11 protein-coding genes and 2 pseudogenes are annotated in these 18,051 nt (G+C 68.2%); 9 read left to right on the top strand and 4 right to left on the bottom strand.

The annotated features are described in order from the left end of the window. Positions 1–73: 73 nt before the first annotated feature. Together RLT59_RS00065 and RLT59_RS00060 are read left to right on the top strand one after the other, a co-directional pair. Positions 74–1,657, top strand: a complete 1,584-nt coding sequence (locus RLT59_RS00065; protein WP_311301431.1) for an FMN-binding glutamate synthase family protein — start codon at positions 74–76, stop codon at positions 1,655–1,657. 13 nt (positions 1,658–1,670) lie between these two features. Next, positions 1,671–3,419 (top strand): annotated as a pseudogene (locus RLT59_RS00060) (thiamine pyrophosphate-dependent enzyme). A 159-nt stretch (positions 3,420–3,578) separates the two neighbouring features. Here RLT59_RS00060 and RLT59_RS00055 read toward each other — a convergent pair. Both RLT59_RS00055 and RLT59_RS00050 read right to left on the bottom strand, forming a co-directional pair. Continuing rightward, complete coding sequence (locus RLT59_RS00055) at positions 3,579–3,902, bottom strand: squamosa promoter-binding protein 15 (RefSeq protein WP_311301430.1); 324 nt, start codon at positions 3,900–3,902, stop codon at positions 3,579–3,581. 672 nt (positions 3,903–4,574) lie between these two features. After that, positions 4,575–5,837, bottom strand: coding sequence for a glycoside hydrolase family 99 protein (locus tag RLT59_RS00050; RefSeq protein WP_311301429.1), 1,263 nt, complete (start codon positions 5,835–5,837; stop codon positions 4,575–4,577). Positions 5,838–6,191: 354 nt separating this feature from the next. Here RLT59_RS00050 and RLT59_RS00045 point away from each other — a divergent pair, with 354 nt between their 5' ends. Continuing rightward, a complete protein-coding gene (locus RLT59_RS00045; protein WP_311301428.1) occupies positions 6,192–7,778 on the top strand; it encodes a GH39 family glycosyl hydrolase in 1,587 nt (528 codons plus the stop codon). Between the two features lie 291 nt (positions 7,779–8,069). Beyond that, on the top strand, positions 8,070–9,281 hold the full coding sequence (locus RLT59_RS00040) for an ROK family transcriptional regulator (protein ID WP_311301427.1): 1,212 nt from the start codon (positions 8,070–8,072) through the stop codon (positions 9,279–9,281). 73 nt (positions 9,282–9,354) lie between these two features. On the opposite strand, the gene RLT59_RS00035 is transcribed toward RLT59_RS00040, so the two are convergent. Beyond that, entirely contained in the window at positions 9,355–10,719 is a 1,365-nt protein-coding gene (locus RLT59_RS00035; protein WP_311301426.1) for an enolase C-terminal domain-like protein, read from the bottom strand. Positions 10,720–11,016: 297 nt separating this feature from the next. On the opposite strand from RLT59_RS00035, the gene RLT59_RS00030 reads away from it, so the two are divergent. The 5 genes and pseudogenes from RLT59_RS00030 to RLT59_RS00010 all read left to right on the top strand — a co-directional run bounded on the left by RLT59_RS00030 (position 11,017) and on the right by RLT59_RS00010 (position 16,441). Then, a complete protein-coding gene (locus RLT59_RS00030; RefSeq protein ID WP_311301425.1) occupies positions 11,017–12,252 on the top strand; it encodes an ABC transporter substrate-binding protein in 1,236 nt (411 codons plus the stop codon). Continuing rightward, on the top strand, positions 12,249–13,262 hold the full coding sequence (locus tag RLT59_RS00025) for a carbohydrate ABC transporter permease (RefSeq protein WP_311301424.1): 1,014 nt from the start codon (positions 12,249–12,251) through the stop codon (positions 13,260–13,262). The genes RLT59_RS00030 and RLT59_RS00025 overlap by 4 nt, the downstream gene beginning before the upstream one ends. Continuing rightward, positions 13,259–14,155 carry a carbohydrate ABC transporter permease gene (locus tag RLT59_RS00020; RefSeq protein WP_311301423.1) on the top strand — a complete coding sequence of 299 codons (897 nt, stop codon included), beginning with the start codon at positions 13,259–13,261 and terminating at the stop codon, positions 14,153–14,155. The genes RLT59_RS00025 and RLT59_RS00020 overlap by 4 nt, the downstream gene beginning before the upstream one ends. Further along, positions 14,152–15,063 carry an NAD-dependent epimerase/dehydratase family protein gene (locus RLT59_RS00015; RefSeq protein ID WP_311301422.1) on the top strand — a complete coding sequence of 304 codons (912 nt, stop codon included), beginning with the start codon at positions 14,152–14,154 and terminating at the stop codon, positions 15,061–15,063. The genes RLT59_RS00020 and RLT59_RS00015 overlap by 4 nt, the downstream gene beginning before the upstream one ends. Positions 15,064–16,053: 990 nt before the next feature. After that, a pseudogene (locus tag RLT59_RS00010) lies at positions 16,054–16,441 on the top strand (MerR family transcriptional regulator). A 368-nt stretch (positions 16,442–16,809) separates the two neighbouring features. On the opposite strand, the gene RLT59_RS00005 reads toward RLT59_RS00010, so the two are convergent. Continuing rightward, positions 16,810–17,439, bottom strand: a complete 630-nt coding sequence (locus tag RLT59_RS00005; RefSeq protein ID WP_399124536.1) for a DEAD/DEAH box helicase family protein — start codon at positions 17,437–17,439, stop codon at positions 16,810–16,812. Positions 17,440–18,051 lie beyond the last annotated feature (612 nt).

Raw genomic sequence — 18,051 nt, 5'->3', positions numbered from 1 at the left:
GCCCGGAGATCTTTTGGACTCTCTTGGGGAAGCCCGGTGGCGTGAGCTGCCAGGACCGGGCAATCCGACTGCAGTGATACGAATCGTTTCTGTTGGCCTGACACTGCTCGCGGCTCTGGGGGCAGGAAGCGCGGCGGTATGGATTTCACCGTGGTGGTGGACCGCCTGCGTGCTCCTCGCACTCCTGGGCCTGCTCGGGACGTGGGATCTCACGCAGCGCGGACATTCGGTGCTGCGCAACTACCCCGTGATCGGGCACGCGCGTTTCCTCCTGGAGAAGATCCGCCCCGAACTCCAGCAGTACTTCGTGGAGCGGAACTACGACGGCCGCCCCTTCGACCGGGACGTGCGCAGCCTCGTGTACGAACGTGCGAAGGGTACGGACGCGGAGGAGCCGTTCGGTACGGAGCGGGACGTTTACCGGCCCGGACACGAATTCCTCGTACCGTCGATGGTGCCCTGCGAGGTTCCCGAGACACCACCGCGGGTCAGGATCGGCGGCCCTGACTGCACCCAGCCGTACGACATGGCACTGCTCAACGTCTCCGCCATGAGCTTCGGCTCACTCTCGGCAAACGCTGTCCTGACACTCAATACCGGTGCGGCACGCGGGAATTTCGCGCACGACACGGGTGAGGGCGGGATGTCGGACTACCACCTGAGGCCCGGGGGAGACCTCGTCTGGGAGATCGGCACCGGCGACCTCGGATGCAGGACGGAGGACGGCGGCTTCGACGCCGGCATGTTCGCGGAGAAGGCGGCACACGACCATGTGAAGTGCGTTTCGCTCAAGTTGTCCCAGGGCGCCAAGCCCGGCATCGGTGGTGTGCTGCCGGGGGCGAAGGTCAACGCGGAGATCGCCCGGGTACGAGGCGTGCCCCAGGGGAAGACGGTGACCGAGCCCCCGTATCACCGGGTGTTCTCCACACCGCGTGAACTGGTCCGCTTCGTGGCACGGATGCGGGAACTGGCGGGGGGCAAACCTGCCGGATTCAAGCTCTGCCCCGGCTCGCGGCGGCAGTTCCTCGCCGTGTGCAAGGCCATGGTGGAGGAGGGGACGACACCGGATTTCATCATCGTGGACGGCGCCGAGGGCGGCACGGGCGCGGCGCCGCTGGAGTTCGCCGACCACATCGGCACACCCCTCACCGACGGCCTGCTCACCGTGCACAACGCCCTGGTCGGCACCGGACTGCGGGACCGGATCAGGATCGGCGCAAGCGGCAAGATCGCCACGGGGTCCGACCTGGTCAAGAGGCTCCTCCAAGGCGCCGACTACGCGAACTCGGCCCGCGCGATGATGTTCGCCGTGGGCTGCATACAGGCGCAGCGCTGTCACACCAACACCTGTCCCACGGGCGTCACCACACAGGACCCCCGGCGTGCCCGCGCCCTGAACGTCGCCGACAAGTCGGTGCGGGTCCAGAGGTTTCAGGAGGCGACGGTGGCCGGCGCCCTCCAGATCATGGGCTCCATGGGCGTCACGGACCCCGACGACCTGCGTCCGCACATGCTGCAGCGACGCGTCGATCCCTACACACTGCGTTCCTTCGACGAAATGTACGAATTACTTGCGCCGGGACAGCTTCTTGCCGCGCCCCCTTCGTCCTGGGCCACCGACTGGAAAGCCGCGGACCCCGACCACTTCGCAGTCTGACCAGGAGGACCTTGTGCCCCGTACCGTTGCCCGTGTCATCGTCGACGCACTGAGCGAACTCGGCGTGAGCCAGGTGTTCGGCGTCGTCGGAGACGCGCTCAATCCACTGACAGAAGCCATCCGGCTCACCGAGGACGTGGAATGGGTGGGATGCCGCCACGAGGAGGCCGCGGCGTTCGCCGCGAGCGCCCAGTCCCAGCTCTCCGGCCGCCTCGGCGTCTGTATGGGAACCGTCGGCCCGGGTTCGATCCACCTGCTCAACGGGCTCTACGACGCGGCCAAGAGCCGCACTCCCGTCCTGGCGATCGCGGGACAGGTGCCGCTGGCGGAGATCGGCAGCGAGTCCTTCCAGGAGGTCGACAACGACGCCCTCTTCAGCGATGTCGCGGTATTCCATGCCACGGTCTCCTCCCCGGATCAGCTGCCGCAGCTACTGGAGGCGGCCGTCCGCAACGCCGTGGGCCGCAAGGGCGTTGCCGTGCTCACTGTGCCGGGTGACATCGGAGACCGGAAGCTGAGCACGGACCGCGAGGCCCGCTTCTCCCTGAGCGGGGCGGTGACGCGACCGGAGGAGTCCGCCGTCCGGAACGCCGCCGGCCTGCTGGAGGGCGGCGGGCGCGTGACCCTCCTCGTCGGCCAGGGAGCCCGTGCGGCCCGTGCGGACGTCCTGGCGCTGGCCGACCGTCTGGCCGCTCCGATGGTGCTGACCCTGAAGGCGAAGGAGGGGTTCGAGGGCGAGGGCAATCCCTTCCAGGTGGGCCAGACCGGGCTGATCGGCAACCCGGCAGCGGCCTCCGCGATGCAGGAGGCCGACACACTCCTCCTGCTGGGCACGGACTTCCCGTACCGCGAGTGGTATCCCGAGGGGCGCACGGTCATCCAGGTGGACACCGAACCCACCCATATCGGCCGCCGCGTCCCGGTCCGGGCCGGCCTCGTCGGCGACGTCGCCGCCACGGTCCGCGACCTGCTCACGTGCCTGGGAGCCGGAGAGGGCCGCGACCGCAAGCACCTGGACAAGGCCCGCAAGGAGTTCGAAACCTGGCGTGACGGCCAGGCCCGGCTGGCCGACCCCAAGCACGACGAGCCGACGGCCGGACGCCTCCGCGCCGCGTTCGACAACCCGGAACACGGGATCAGGCCCGAGGCACTCGCCGCGACGGTCGACCGGCTCGCCGCCGATGACGCCGTCTTCACCTCCGACACCGGCATGGCCACGGTATGGCTCTCACGGTTCGTGGAGATGCGCGGTGAGCGCCGGCTGCTCGGCTCGTACAACCTCGGCTCCATGGCCAACGCCATGCCGCACGCACTCGGCGCCCAGCGCCTGGACCGGCAACGGTAGGTGGTCGCGTTCTGCGGCGACGGTGGCCTGAGCATGCTGCTCGGCGACCTCATGACACTCAAGACCGGCAAGCTCCCCGTCAAACTGGTCGTCTTCGACAACCGGCGCCTCGGCATGGTCAAGCTGGAGCAGGAACAGGCCGGCCTGCCCGAGTTCGGCACCGAGCTGGACAACCCCGACTTCGCCGCCGTGGCCACGGCCATGGGCATCACCGGCATCCGGGTGACGGACCCCGACGAGCTGGAGGAGTCGGTACGACGAGCCCTCGACACACCGGGGCCCGTTCTCCTCGACGTACTCACGAACCCCGACGAGATCGCCGTACCGGCCAAACCGACGGTGGCGCAGGGCTGGGGGTACGCCGTCGCCAAGGTCAAGGAGATCGCACGCGGCCAGGGCGAGCCGGACCGGAGCTGAGAGCCCGTGACGGACGCGATGGGTGACGTCATGGGGAAGCGGGGTTCCGTGGCGGTCGGCGTGAGTCAGGGGGCGAGCTCGTCAGTCCATGTAGAAGCCTGCGTCCTCCTCGTTGGGCTGCAGCGGGGCGAACTGAAGCAGTCCGTTGTCTCGGATCATTCACATGCGAAAGAACCCTTCCTCCTGATCCATCACCAGAAGTTGCACCAGCTTCGGTTCGCGCCACGGCGTCTCAAACACTCGCTGCTTGAAGGCGTCGAGGTCCGCATGGTTCAGGGCACCCGCCCACACTTCGCACTCAGGGTGCTTCCAACCACCCCATTGGTTTGTCTCAGGGCTGGTGAGCAGCTTCAGGAAGCCGACCCCATAGGACTGCGGTTGGGCACGACGAGGAGCATCTGTCCGCAACCACTCGCTCAACGCCTCCACACTCGCGGTGTCGGCCCCGTCGACCGACATCATCACGTTCGTTACCCAGCTCATACCGATTGTTGTACTGCGGCAGAGAGCATCCGTGCCTGGTCTTTTCCAGGACGCAGCACCTACCCGCAGCTTCACCATGCTGCGCGCGGGTTCAGGCAGCGGGTCGCTTGGGCCAACTGAGTGAGTGTACGTCCGTTGTGTCGAGGTGGGGCAGATGCCGGAAGGGCTTCAAGGCGAGCCCGCGACGATGGGCCGTCGAGAGAACCTTCGGCCGGCTCATGCACTAAGCGCCCCGAACCGGCGCGACGCGGCACCATCACGCGAGGGACTGTCACGGACTCGCCGGCCTGTGCCGCTGAACCGCTGGTTCACCACATCGACGCACTCATGCAGATGAGGCGTTGGCGGACCGGCATGCTCACGCATCAGCGCAATGGCCTGTACGTTCCGCCCGGCCGAAATTAGTCTGTCCACCTCCCGTCGCGTCTCCACCGGCAGTCGGTCCCACAGAGCCTTCTCCATACCTGCATTGAACCCCCCGGGCCGCCGTTCTCTCACGCCGCGAAGCAGCCCTGCTTTTCGCGTCGGGAGGAGTGAAGCCAGGCTCCGGCGTGGTGCCCCGAAGCCGGACGAACACGACCCCTCGCGGATCATGAAGGTGTCTACTCCTCAAGATCCGCAAGGGCGCCGTGTCTGTCCAGCCGTCAGCCCCGTGCCACAATCGCCGTTCGACTACACCGTGGTGGGGGTGGGCCGGGTCTCGGTCAGAGCGAGCTCACCCTTGAGCATGCGCCCGCCGTCGCCGGTCAGCCGCAGGTAGTAGTCCGAGGAGCAGGTGGTGCCGTCCTCGTCCAGCGCCTTGACACCGGAGCCGGACGGCACGTCGGCGGCGGTCGGCGCCGTCTTCGCGATCTGGTTGCCCTCGTTGTACTCGTCGAACATCGAGATGTAGATGCCCTGCGCGCCCACCCGCTTCATGTTGTAGAACTGCCGCCACATGAAGTCCCCGTGGGCCCGGTGCCCCTCCTGGAGGTCACCGGGCATCACACACGGCTGGTAGTCGATGCCGTGCGCGTCGCAGTCCCGCTGGTCGGGGGTGTTGATGTCGCGGTAGAACTGGTCGGAATGCTCGGCGCTGCCGATACGTCCCACCATCCACGGCGAGATCATGTGGAAGGCGCGGTAGACGTCCCCGAAGCCGGCCCGCGAGTCCTCGGTGCCGGTGCGCCAGTGAGTGGGCACCCCGCCGATGACGTAACAGCCCTGATCCTTGAACCAGTTGACGACATCCAGGCACGGGGCCGGATCGAAGGGGCGGGCGTCGTCGCTGAACCCGAAGCCCCACACGCACACCACCGGCTTGCCGTTCTGCTGCGCGTAGGCACTGGATGAGGTGTGGGCCCTCATCTTCTCGGTCCAGTCCTGCTTGATCTCGGACTGCATCGAGGTCCAGCCGGTGACGTCGTACATGATGTAGAACTTCCGGCCGTTGGCTTCCGCTGCCTGCCGCACCTTCTGCGCCATGCCGTCGCGCGTGGGGCCCTCCGGGCTGAAGGGGTTGAAGCGCTGGAGCGCGGCGGTGTCGATGTTGTTCTCCTGCATCCAGCGGAAGTGGGTGTCCACCGACTGCTGGTCCCAGGACGAGAACAGAGCGGCCTTGCCACCGCCGTTCAGGTCCGCCATCGCGGTGGGGTAGGTGTGGGTGTAGTCCGCCACGTCGGGCCAGGACCTGGCGCTGCTCGCACCCTGCGCGGGCGCCTTGCTCATGTCGGGGCTCCAGTGCCACCAGCCGTCGATCGGGGCGCTGTCGCCCTTACACGCGAACCAGCCCTGGTAGCCGACGGTTATCTTGCCGACCACGTCACCCACGGGGGAGGCGGCCGGGCTCGCGGCAGGCGCGGGAGACGCGCCCGCCTGCGTCGCGGCGACACCACCTGCCGCCGCGGCCGCCACGGCGGCGCCGGACAGGACGAAGGAACGTCGGGAGATACTCATGGGGGATGCCCTCTCGGTCTGCCTCATCGGCACGGCCGTCCCCAGAGGCGCGGCCGCGCACGGATTCCGCGCCTGCTGGGATGGGAGAGGTATGGCGGCGGCAGTCCGCCCCTCCGTCAACAGGCGCCCCGGCAACATAGTCGGGTCGCCAGGGGCACGACAAGACCCCCGAGGACCACAACACCGGCAACTGCTGCCGCACCCCTCCCGCGCCGCCGCGGCACACCTGCCCGCAATGTCACCGGCGCGCTGGCGACATTGCGGGGCGCTTCGTCGCGGCGACGCACCTCACTGGCCTTATGTCTATCATTTTGATTTAATGAGAAACCCGCACGCCAGGACGGAAGGACCATCATGCCGGGCGACATCTCCGTCAGCGCCCTCGCGCACGCCCCCTCGACGCCGCTGCCGCACTACTGGAGCCGCGTCGTCGGTGCCGGCCGGGCCAACGAGGGTCTGCGCGCCGACTGGCAGCGCCAGCTCACAGAGGCGCACGAAGCCTGCGGGTTCGAGTACATCCGCTTCCACGGCCTCTTCCACGACGACATGTTCGTCTACACGGAGACCGAGGACGGCGAACCCGTCTACAACTTCCAGTACGTCGACGCGCTCTTCGACTTCCTGCTCGACCTCGGGGTCCGCCCCTTCGTCGAGTTCGGCTTCAGCCCGCGCGCCCTGGCCCGCGAGACCAACACCGTCTTCTGGTGGGGAGCGCACGGCTCCCCACCCACGGACCTCGGCAAGTGGAGCGCCCTCATCGCGCGCATCACCCGCCACTGGATCACCCGCTACGGCCTCGACGAGGTCCGCTCCTGGTACTTCGAGGTGTGGAACGAGGCCAACCTCTGGGGCTTCTTCCACGGCACCCGCTCCGAGTACTTCGAGCTGTACGAGGTGACAGCGCGCGCGGTCAAGGACGTGGACGCCCAGCTGCGCGTCGGAGGCCCCGCGACCTCCAACTTCGTACCCGACGAACGCTTCGGTGGCGAGTCGGAGGACGTCTCCCGGCGCATCGTGGCCGGCCGCGACGACATCGACGACCTCGACTGGCGCCCGGTGTGGATGCAGGCCTTCCTCGACTTCTGCGTCGAGCGCGAGCTGCCCGTCGACTTCGTATCCACCCACCCGTACCCCACGGACTGGGCGCTCGACGAACACGGCCAGGGCGAGAAACTCACCCGCGGCAAGGACGCCACCCCGGTCGATCTCGCGCTGCTGCGCGAACTGATCGCCAAGAGCGCCTACCCGGACGCCGAGATCCACCTCACCGAGTGGTCCTCGTCCTCCTCGCCGCGCGACCACACGCACGACACGCTGCCCGCGGCCACCTACGTGACGCGCTCGCTGCTGCACTCCCTCGACACCGTGCACTCACTGTCGTACTGGACCTTCACGGACGTGTTCGAGGAGGGCGGGGTCGGCGACGAGCTGTTCCACGGCGGCTTCGGCATGATCACGCTGCCCGGCATCCCCAAGCCCACCTTCCACGCCTACCGCATGCTGCACGCGCTAGGCGACGAGCTGATCGAACGGGGTGAGGACCACATCCTGACCCGGCACGCGGCCAGCGGCAGGCTCACCGCGCTCGTCCACCACTACCCGCGGGAGGAACCCAAGTCGGTGCCCGCCTCCTTCGACAGCCGCGAAGTGGCCGGGACCACCCAGGCCAAGGGCACCCCCCGCCGACTCGCCGTCGAACTGGGCGGACTGTCCGCGGGCGCCCCCTTCCGGGTGGAGGTACTGGACACCGAGCACGGCAACGCGATCGGCGCCTGGCACGCGCTCGGCTCCCCGGCCGCACCCACCCGCGAACAGCTCGCCCACATCGACCGGCAGGCCCGCGCCACCGACGTGCGCACCGTCCTCGCCGGCCAGGACGGCGTCCTGCGCTTCGACACCGTCCTCGCCCCCTGGTCGCTCGCACTGATCGAGCAGCTCTGATGACGAGGCCGCGAACGGGCGCGATCCCCGACAGGGACGCGCCACCCCAGACGGGCGCAGGGGAGGCGGCACGCAACGGGACGGCGGCACCGGCCCGTGCCATCTCCTCTGCGCCACCCACCGGCCGCCGTACGCGGCTGAACCCCCGGGACCGACCCCGCCCCGGCGCGCGTACGGCGACGGCTACCGGCCGATGACCGGTAGAATCCACCGATTCGACGCACCCGGGGGACGAGAGCACGGACGACCGCGGTCCTCCTCGGGAGCGGGAGACGTCCAGGAGACACCACAGTGACGAGCAAAAGGGCGAGTGCCGGGAAGGCGTCGATCCGGCGCGGCACGAACCTGCCCCGCATGGGCGACTTCAACGAATCCGTCGTCCTCGACGCGATCCGCCGGGACCGCGCGGGCCTCAGCCGCGTGGAACTCGCAGAGGCCACGGGGCTGTCCGCGCAGACCGTCTCCAACATCACCCGCCGCCTCATCGACCAGGGCGTCGCCCACGAGACCGGCAAGCAGAGCAGCGGCAGCGGCAAACCCCGCACCCTCCTCCAGGTCGCGCCCGGCGCGCGCTACGCGATCGGCGTGCACCTCGACCCCGCGGTCATCACCTACGTCCTGCTCGACCTGCTCGGCACGGTCGTCGCCCAGCGCAGCGAACCCACCCCGCGCGGCGGCGACACCGACACCGTCATGGCCGGCATGGCCGCCTCGGTGAGCGGACTGGTCGGTGACTCCGGCGTGGACCGCGACCGGGTCCTCGGCCTCGGCATCGCGGCGCCGGGTCCCATCGACGTGACCCGCGGGCTCGTCGTGGACCCGCCCGAACTCCCCGGCTGGGGCAGCGTCCCGCTGCGCGACCGGCTCAGCGAGGAGACCGGCTACGCCGCCCTGCTCGACAAGGACGTCATCGCCGCCGCCGTCGCGGAACGCTGGTCGGGCGCGGCCACCGAGAGCCGCAACTTCCTCTTCTTCTACCTCGGCACCGGCTCGGGCATGGGCCTGGTCGTCGACGACACGGTGCTGCGCGGCTCCTCCGGGAACGTCGGTGAGGTCGGTGGGCTCGGCGCCGCCTGCTCGACCCGCGCCCTCGTCGAAGAGGCCATCGAACTCGCCGTACTGGGACATGAGTTCACGCCGACCGACCCGCAGGACGCGCAGCGCAGCCTGCAGCACCTCGCGTCCCTCGCGGCCGGTGGCGAGCCGCGCGCCGGCAGCATCATCGACCGCTGGGGCGTACGCATCGGACGCGGGGTCAGCGCGGCGGCGACCCTGCTGGACTCCGACACCATCGTGTTCGGCGGCCCCATCTGGACACTGCTGGCCGACCGGCTGCTCGCTGTGATCGAACCGATGGTCGCGCAGTCCCCGTTCGTCAAGCAGAGCCACCCCACGACGGTCACTTCGACGGCCATAGGCGAGAACGTCGCCGCCGTCGGCGCGGCCTCCCTGGTCCTCGACCGCAGCCTGTCGGCCCAGCCGATGTCCCTGCTGCTGCGCTGAGCCCGCCGTCGCCTTCCGTACGCACACGAACCCACGGACCTGTATGGGCCGTGGGTTCGTGTGCGGGCGCGTACTACGGCCGCTGCACACTGCCGTCCGTGTTGCGCAGCAGCGCCCAGCGGTCGTGTTCCAGTGGCGCCGTCACCGGGTATTTCGCGGCTGCCGACTCGTCGAAATCCACGCCGAGACCGGGCAGCGACGAGGGATGCAGCCGCCCCCTCCCGGGCACCGGGGTGCCCGGGAAGACCTCGCGCGTCGCCTCCCTGAAGGCCGCCGCCTCCTGGACGCCGAACGCCGGGGAGCTGATGTCGAGCGCCAGGTTGGCCGCCATGCCCACCGGACTCACGTCGCCGGGACCGTGCGGCGCCGTCCGCGCGCCGAACAGCTCGACCGCCGCGACCAGTTTCCTGGTCGGGGTCAGTCCGCCCAGCGTGGGGATCCGGATGCGCGCGAAGTCGATGACCCGAGCCTCCAGCAGCGGCACATACATCCCGATGTCGTGATACAGCTCCCCGACCGCCAGCGGCACCGAGCCGGCCGCCCGCAACTGCCCGAAGTGGGCCGCGTCCTCGGGTGCCAGCGCGTCCTCCAGGAAGAACAGCCGCGCGTCCTCGACCTCGTGGACCAGCTCGCGGGCCTGCGAGGGCGTGAGCCGCTCGTGCGCGTCGTGCAACAACTCGACGTCGGGGCCGACCCGTTCACGGATCTCCCGCAGGACGGGCGGCACGTGACGCAAGTAGCCCAGCGAGTCCCAGCTGCCCGAGCGCAGCTCCCGGCGCCGACGTTCGGCCTCGTCGCGCGGGGCGGTGCCGTAGGTGTCGGTGCCGGGGACGGCGACCTGGACGCGGACGTGGCGGTAGCCGTCCTCGGCCGCGGCGAGTACCTTCTCGGCGATCTCCCCGGCCTCGAAGCCGTCGACGTGGGTGTACGCGTCCGCGGACTGTCGGGCCCGGCCGCCGAGCAACTGGTACAGGGGCAGGCCCGCGACCTTGCCCTTGATGTCCCACAGCGCGACGTCCACCCCGGCCAGCGCGTTCTGCCCGATCGAACCGCCCCGCCAGTAGCCGCTGTTGAGCAGCAGCCGGTGCAGGTCCTCGATGTCCGAGGGGTCGCGGCCCACGAGCATCGGCCCGTAGTAGTCGTCGACCACCGAGCGGATCGCCCGGGTGCGCTGCGGATCGCTCGCACAGCCCAGACCGTACAGTCCGGGCTGGTTGGTCTCGACGCGCACGATGACGTACGGGCAGCCCTGCGGGGCACACAGGAAGGTGCGTACGGCCGTAACGCGTAGCGCGTCGGAGTCGGCAGAGGCCCACGGGGCGGGCGCAAGCACCTCACTCTGCTCCGGGGCGGCACCGGACAAGGTGCCGGCGTCCGGTGAGGGGGACGAGGGGGAGTGCGGAGTCACCGCGTCCGCTGCTCGTTCCGGTGGAGTCATGGAGGTCCTCCTCGAAGGTGACACGGCTGTGGTTTCTGAATGTTTTCCGTGCAGTTACGTCTATTGACATCGTACATCAAGTCGATTTAGATTCCATGTGCTGCTACGGCAGGAGCTGAACGGACAGCTCTCAAGAAAGGCGCTGGGAACGTGAAACGATTTCTCCCGACCACGCGCCGCTCCTCGATTCTTGCTTCGGTCGCCGTCACGGGCGTACTGCTCGCGGGGTGCGGGACGAGCGACGGGAATGGTTCCGGGCGTGGTGAACTTTCCATGTGGACCTTTAAACAGTCCCATGTGGCCGCCCTGCAGGAGGCCGCCAAGAAGTTCACCGCCGAGACCGGGACAAAGGTGAACATCCAGGCGGTGACGCCGGACGACGCGTTCCTGACCAAGATCCAGGCCGCCGCCCGCACCAACGACCTCCCCGACGTGCTCGAAGTGCACGCCAACGGCGACGACCTGGCCTTCGGCGGCGCGGGAATCCTGGAGGACCTCTCCAAGGACGTCGACCGCACCTGGCTCGACCAGTACCTCCCGCAGGTCCTGGCCGACGGCACCGTCACAGAGGACGTCTACCGGAACTCGCTGACCGAAGGCTCCAAGACCCAGGGAGTCGAGAAGGGGCAGCGCTTCAGCGTCCCCCTCACCGTCGGCACCCAGGGCGTCGTCTACATGAACAAGAGCCGCGCCGAACAAGCCGGCATCACCGAGGCACCCACCACCTGGGAGGACTTCGTCGACGCGCTCGCCAAGATGAAGAAGGCCCACCCGGCCAACGGCGGGATGACCATCGGTATCAAGCAGCCCTCGACCGCCCTGGAATGGCTGATGCAGCCCATGGCCTACGGGATGCTCGGCAAGGAAAGGTTCGAGGCGCTCTTCGGCCCCGGCGCCGCCAAGGGCTGGTCCTCCGCAGACGGTCAGAAGGTCCTGAACACCTACAACCAGGTCACCCCGTACTGGGTGCCCGGCACCCAGTCCAAGGGCATCGACGAGGCCGACCTCGCCTTCGCCCAGGGCAAGGCGTCCTTCGACATCGGCGGCACCTACACCCTCGCCTTCCTCGCCGAGAACGGCTACGACGCCGACAACCTCATGACCTTCCCGGTGCCCCCGCCCAAGGACGCCGCGATTCCCAACCTCCAGCTCTCCCCGTTCTCCCTGACCGGCCTCTCCGTCACCAAGAAGTCGGAAAACAAGAACGAGGCTCTGAAGTGGCTCAAATTCCTTTCTCGTGACGGAATCGCCGCCGACTTCGGAAAGCAAGCACTCGACGTGCCACCGAACGCTCTCGACAAGGACCAGAGCAAAACACTCGGACCCGTCCTGAATTCCATGGAAACCGCATTCGGCTCCGGCGCGAAAGCATACAACGCCGGATACACCGCCTACCGGCCCAGCCTGTACGACCCCGGAAAGGTCGGCGCCGTACTGGCCCAGTACACCCCGCTGAAATCGCGTACCGCGAAAAGCACGGGTGCCCAGATGAGTTCGATGATCAAGTCTTACTGGGCGGAGCAGAAGAAATGACCACAGAAACCGGTACGGTGCGGGGCGCGCGCCCCGCCGGCAACGGACCCCGGGACGGCAACGGCCCTGCGGCCGGGGCGCCCCGCGGGCGCGGACCGCTCGGCAGAATGCGCGAGAAGCGCAAGCAGGCCGCCTGGGGCTATCTCTTCATCGCCCCCGCGATCCTCCTGTTCGCCCTCATGGGCGTCTACACGATCATCTACGGCTTCTCGCTCAGCTTCGCCCAGTGGAATGGCTTCTGGCCCGAATGGCACTGGAAGGGCTTCAAGAACTACACCGACCTGCTGGGCGGCAGCCCCACCTACTGGCCGATCGTGAAGAAGGCCGCGACCAACACCCTGTGGGTCGTCATCGGCGTCCCCCTCCTCACAGTCCTCGTCGCCTTCCCCCTCGCCCTCGTCCTCAACTCCGTCAAACGCTTCCAGGGCGTCCTGCGCTCCATCTACTTCCTGCCGTACGTCACGACCGGCATCGCCGTGTACTTCGCCTGGAACTACATCCTGGAGCCGGGCGGCGCGATCAACCTGCTGCTCAAGACCGTCGGCCTCGGCTCCCTCCAGGAACCGCAGGGCTGGCTCGGCAACCCCCACACCGCCCTGCCCACCATGATCGTCGTCATGGTCTGGTCCGCAGTCCCGGTCGCGATGCTGCTCTACCTGACCGGCCTCCAGTCCCTGGACGGCTCCCTGCTCGAAGCCGCCCAGATCGACGGCGCCGGCTGGCTTCGCTCCACGACGACCATCGTGTGGCCGCTCATGAAGCCCATCACCGTCGTCGTGATCCTGCTGAACGTCCGCGACTCCCTCCAGGGCTTCCAATCCTTCCTGATCATGACCAACGGAGGCCCCGGCGACTCCACCAGCGTGCTCGGCCTGGAGACATACCGCCTCGCCTTCCTCAACGAGCTGTCCCCGACACTCGGTCTGGCCAGCGCCCTTGGCTGGCTCCTGTTCATCGCGGCCCTCGTCGTCGCCTTCATCAACCAGCGGGCCATGAGGAGGATGGGATGAGCAGCCAAGCGCTCAGCACCCCGCGCCGCGCCGGCGCCCCGGGCCGCACCGCCCACAAGAGCCGCACCAAAAGCCGCAGGCCCATCGGCCGCATCGTCGTCGGCATCATCCTCGCCGCCTACGCGGCCGTCAGCGTCTACCCCTTCCTGTGGATGGTGTCCGCCGCCTTCAAGACCAACGCGGAAGTCCAGGAGGGCGGGCACCTCATCCCGCACCACCCCACCCTCCAGACCTTCAGCGACACCTGGAACAAACTTGACTTCTTCGACTACTTCCTCAACAGCGTCAAGGTCACCGTCCTCACGACCGTCCTCGTCGTGGTCATCTACGCGGCCGCCTCCTACGCCTTCTCGGTGCTGGAGTTCCCGGGCAAGAAATGGCTGTACCGGCTCTTCCTCGTACTGCTCTTCGTCCCCGGCGTCGTCACCCTGCTGCCGATCGTGCTGCTGGAGAGCAAGCTCAGCATCCTCGGCACCCACTGGGGCCTGATCCTGCCCTTCGTCAACGGCAGCGCCCCGCTCGCGATCCTCATGCTCACCAGCTCCTTCAACTCCGTCCCCACCGAACTGCGCGAGGCGGCCCGCATGGACGGCGCGGGCGAACTGCGCATCTTCAGCCGCATCTACCTGCCCCTGGCCCGCCCCGCGATCGTCACGATCGCGCTGCTCACGGCCATTCCGACGTGGAACGAGTACCAGCTCACCCGTATCTCGCTGAACGATCCGCACAGTTACACCCTGCCGATCGCGCTCCAGACGATGCAGTCCTCCAACGTCGTGCAGTACAACTCGCTGATGGCAGCGGCACTGATCATGGTGGTACCGGTGATCGCCCTGTTTCTCTGCGCACAGCGCTACTTCGTGAACGGACTGATGGGAGCGGTCAAGGGATGAGCGAGCGAACCGAACGGACAGCAACGGCCGGCACGGCCCCGCCGGCAACTGTCCTGGTGACCGGGGCGGCCGGCGGAATCGGACGGACGGTCGTCGCCCACCTCGTCGGCGCCGGCCACCGCGTCGTCGGCGCCGACCGCGACCGTGGGGAGGCGGACGAAGGCTGCGCGGCCTTCGTGACCGGCGACCTCGCCGACGCCAAGACCGTCACCGAGTGCTTCACCACCGCCCGCGAGACGGCCGGGGAGGCGGGGCTCGCCGGAGTCGTCCACCTCGCCGCCTACCCGGCACCCGGCATCGTCGCCGAGGACGAGACGCTGCGCGCCAACGTCCTCGCCGCCTACCTGGTGTACCAGGAGGCGGGCCGCACCGGAGTGCCCCGCGTGGTGGCCGCCTCCAGCGCCTCCGCCGTCGGCCTCGCCTGGGCCGACCGCGACCTGCACCCCGCCTACGTGCCGGTGGACGAGGAACACCCGAACCTCACCGTCGACTCCTACGGCCTGTCCAAGGTCATGTCGGAGGAGGCCGCAGCGTTCACCACCCGCCGTTGGGGCACCACCACCGTCATGCTCCGCTTCCCCTTCGTCGGCGCCGGCGAGCGGCTGCGCGAACGCCTCGACGAGGTGCACCGCGACCCGGCGGGCAACCGCCGCGAACTATGGGGCTGGCTGCACACCGAGGACGCGGCGGCCTCCGTGGCGGCGGCACTGAACGCGGACCTGGAGGGCCACCACGTCATCAACGTCTGCGCGCCCGACAGCGCGGCCCTGGAGCCGAGCCTCAGCCTGCTCGCCGCACACCACCCGGACGCCCGGGTGCGCGAAGGCTTCGGCGGCCACGATGCGTTCTTCGACACGACGCGCAGCCGGAAACGGCTGGGATTCACGGCTCGCCACACCTGGCGCTGAACACCGGCCGCCCCCTGGCCCGTCAGTTTCACGCGACGATGCCACGCCCGACGCGGCGCTGAGGGAGGGCCATCTCGGCCACCCGCCCCAGGTGTGAAGGCACTGGCGGCCTGCCGCGCCTGACGGATACCGACCGCGCTGTCGCCCTGCACCACAGCCGGTACGGGGGCGTCGAGCTGATGCTGATTGGCGTGCTGTTCATACGCGTTCACCCCGCCTGCCCGCTCCGGTAGCCCCTCGCCCCTCACACCGAACGTGTCCAGTGCAGTTTCCAGCTCCCACACACGGCAGGACATCACTCTCCGTCATCACAGGAAATCTGTCATGACGGAGATAGACATGTGGACTTGCCAGGGCTAATGTCTTGTCCGTAGTCAAGAGATCGACCAGGCCCGGCAGAGATGAACTGCCGGAAAGCAGTACACGTAGGTGCAGGTCGGTGCGGTGGTGGAGTTCCGAAGCCAGGTTTTTTGCAGGAGGCGACGGGACTGCCCCCGGACCGGGTGGCCCGCAGTGATCAGGGGCCACCACCAGCAGTACCGCAGTACCGCAGTACGCAAGTGCAGTGCGCAGTACCAGTGGGCCCTCGGTAAAGGCGTCAGGCTGCGGGCGCGCTACCGGGAAGTTCGGCAGTGGGGTTCTAAGCCAGAGCAGAAGCAGGACGGGCGACGGGGCTGGCTGCCGGAACGTGGGCTGCATCAAGCCACGATCAGTTCGCAGTTGATCAGCCGAGGGAAGAACGGAGGAGTTGAGCGCCATCAGGATCGCCTGGGCGGAGTGCTGAGCCCGGGTACCGCAGGACATCGATAGCGAGGTGGTCTCCGGTCAAGCAACCGCGATCCCCGCACCCCCGACAGAGTTCAGGTCGGGGCGGCGGAAACAGAAGGTCGGCGCAGTTCCACGGCCGGCAGATGGTGTAGCAGTTCCTTCGGGGCCCTGGTGCCAATGGCACCAGGGCCCCTCTAACGCGTGTTCCACAGGAAGGTACAGATGACAGCAGACGACTCTTTCGGCCGTCTCGATGATGATGACTGCCCCGCCTACACCATGGGCCGGGCGGCCGAGATGCTCAACACCACCCAGGGCTTCCTCCGCGCCATAGGCGAAGCCCGCCTCATCACCCCGCTCCGCTCCGTCGGCGGCCACCGCCGCTACTCGCGCTACCAACTGCGTCTCGCTGCCCGCGCCCGTGAACTCGTCGATGCCGGCCCCCCATCGGGGCCGTCTGCCGCTCGTCATCCTTGAGGATCAGCTCGAAGAAGCCCAGCGCATCAACGCCGAATCCCACCGGGGCGTCAAGCCGGCCGGTGGCCTCAGAAGCCGTTGTCCTATCGATCTTGAGTGCGGTGTGATCGAAAGTGGCTGCCGAGGCGGGTGAATCTGGTCGTGTCCGTGCATGAGGACAGGGCCTCTGGTGCAGTTCGGAGTTGTCGAGACGCCGAGTACGCCAGGAGGCCCTGTTGTCTATGTTGTACGCGGTCGAGGGCGAGGATCTCAACTCGGCGGTCGTGTCGTGCGATTGTCTCGCTCACCGGTTCGGGAACGCGGCCGATCAGCCTGGCCGGGCGCCGGCATACAGCACGGATCTGACGGACATCGAGTGGCGCGAGATCCGTCCGCTGCTGCCGGTGCCGGGGTGGCTGGAGGGCCGGGGCGGACGTCCGGAGGGCCACTGCCGCCGCCAGATGCTCGATGCTGTCTTCTACGTCCTCGACAACGTAGACGACCGGGCCGAACACCTTGGGATCATCCATCGAGCAGGCCAGCTCCTGCGGCAACCGGTCCCGCAGCACCCCTGCCCTGTCCTGCCGCTCCGCCCAGGAGAGCCGCGGCGGCCGCTCCTTCCAGATCCTGGGCGTAGCGGTCATATAGAGCAGCATGCATCGCGAGGATGACGTCCTGGTCGTGGACGGCGGCCCACGCCTTTCCTGCCGATCCACTTGTTCTGTGGGCTTCGTCGACGACCACGAGGTCGAAGACGTCCATGGGCAGCCCGTAGGTCCCCTCGTGGGCTTCTGCCAGGACGGGCAGGGAGGCGTAGGTGGCGTAGACGGTCACCGGCCCTCGCCCGTGCCACAGCGCCAGCTGCAGGGCACTGGTGGTGGAGCGAACCTTGAGGTCCCACAGATGCGGGTCGTCTTCCAGCGAGCAGACGGTGACTGCCGGGCCGTGGTGGCCGCCCGCCCGCCATTCCCGCACGGTCTGCGTCAGCGAATCCAGGGTCGGCAGGAGGACCAGGACCCGTCCGTTGCGGGCCAGGCGGAGCGCGGAGTGCGCGGCGATGAACGTCTTGCCCGTGCCGCACGCCGCCACCACGGTGGCCCGCAGCCCGGCGGGTGGGATCTTCTTCCCCGGCGGGATATCAAGCCCGCGCACGACAGCATCCACAGCTTCGATCTGGTGAGGGTCGGAGCGTGAATCTCTCTCTGCACTCGCCATATCGGATCTCCGAGAATCCAGGAATGAACGGTCGGCCATCAAAGGCAGTGGCAATCTGTTCGGGATACTACACAGCACATCGATGATGCATGATGTGACGCATGTGAGGTTGATGCACGGGTATCATCGTAGCGGGTCGGTGTTCACCAGAGGGAGTTTCAGGCGATCTCGTCCTGGCGATGGAGTCGCCCCGAGCAGGGGAGTGATGGTCTGTCTGGTGCGGGTGGAGCGGGCGGAATCCGCCACCCCTCAGGTCCGGGGTAGGCACTCGGTCCAGGGTGATGGGGTGTCATGGCTCGGGGGTAGATGTGTTCTCGGGATGCTACACAGACCAGCGGTGATGCACCGTCACCCTGTAGCCAGCCGTTCCGGCGGAGCCGGAACCCGGGTGGGGAGCGAAGCGGACCCGCCCCGCTGTTCGGGCTGGAGCGAAGCGGAGGCCCGTGGATCGGAGCGAAGCGGAAATCAGAAAGCCGCGAAGCGGCTTTCCATCGCTTCAGCCGGGCTGCGAAGCAGCCCGGTTCCACTTTCCCGTCGCGCAGCGATGAA

The organism is Streptomyces sp. ITFR-6 (assembly GCF_031844725.1).
In the GTDB taxonomy this organism is placed as follows: Bacteria; Actinomycetota; Actinomycetes; order Streptomycetales; family Streptomycetaceae; genus Streptomyces.
The sequence above is the reverse complement of the archived record's forward strand: the minus strand, read 5'-3'. Positions and strand labels throughout refer to the sequence as shown.

Coding starts and splice junctions, on each gene's coding strand:
- RLT59_RS00045 (WP_311301428.1), top strand. CDS start 6,192: ATGCCGGGCGACATCTCCGTCAGCGCCCTCGCGCACGCCCCCTCGACG.
- RLT59_RS00015 (WP_311301422.1), top strand. CDS start 14,152: ATGAGCGAGCGAACCGAACGGACAGCAACGGCCGGCACGGCCCCGCCG.
- RLT59_RS00050 (WP_311301429.1), bottom strand. CDS start 5,837: ATGAGTATCTCCCGACGTTCCTTCGTCCTGTCCGGCGCCGCCGTGGCG.
- RLT59_RS00020 (WP_311301423.1), top strand. CDS start 13,259: ATGAGCAGCCAAGCGCTCAGCACCCCGCGCCGCGCCGGCGCCCCGGGC.
- RLT59_RS00035 (WP_311301426.1), bottom strand. CDS start 10,719: ATGACTCCACCGGAACGAGCAGCGGACGCGGTGACTCCGCACTCCCCC.
- RLT59_RS00025 (WP_311301424.1), top strand. CDS start 12,249: ATGACCACAGAAACCGGTACGGTGCGGGGCGCGCGCCCCGCCGGCAAC.
- RLT59_RS00055 (WP_311301430.1), bottom strand. CDS start 3,902: ATGAGCTGGGTAACGAACGTGATGATGTCGGTCGACGGGGCCGACACC.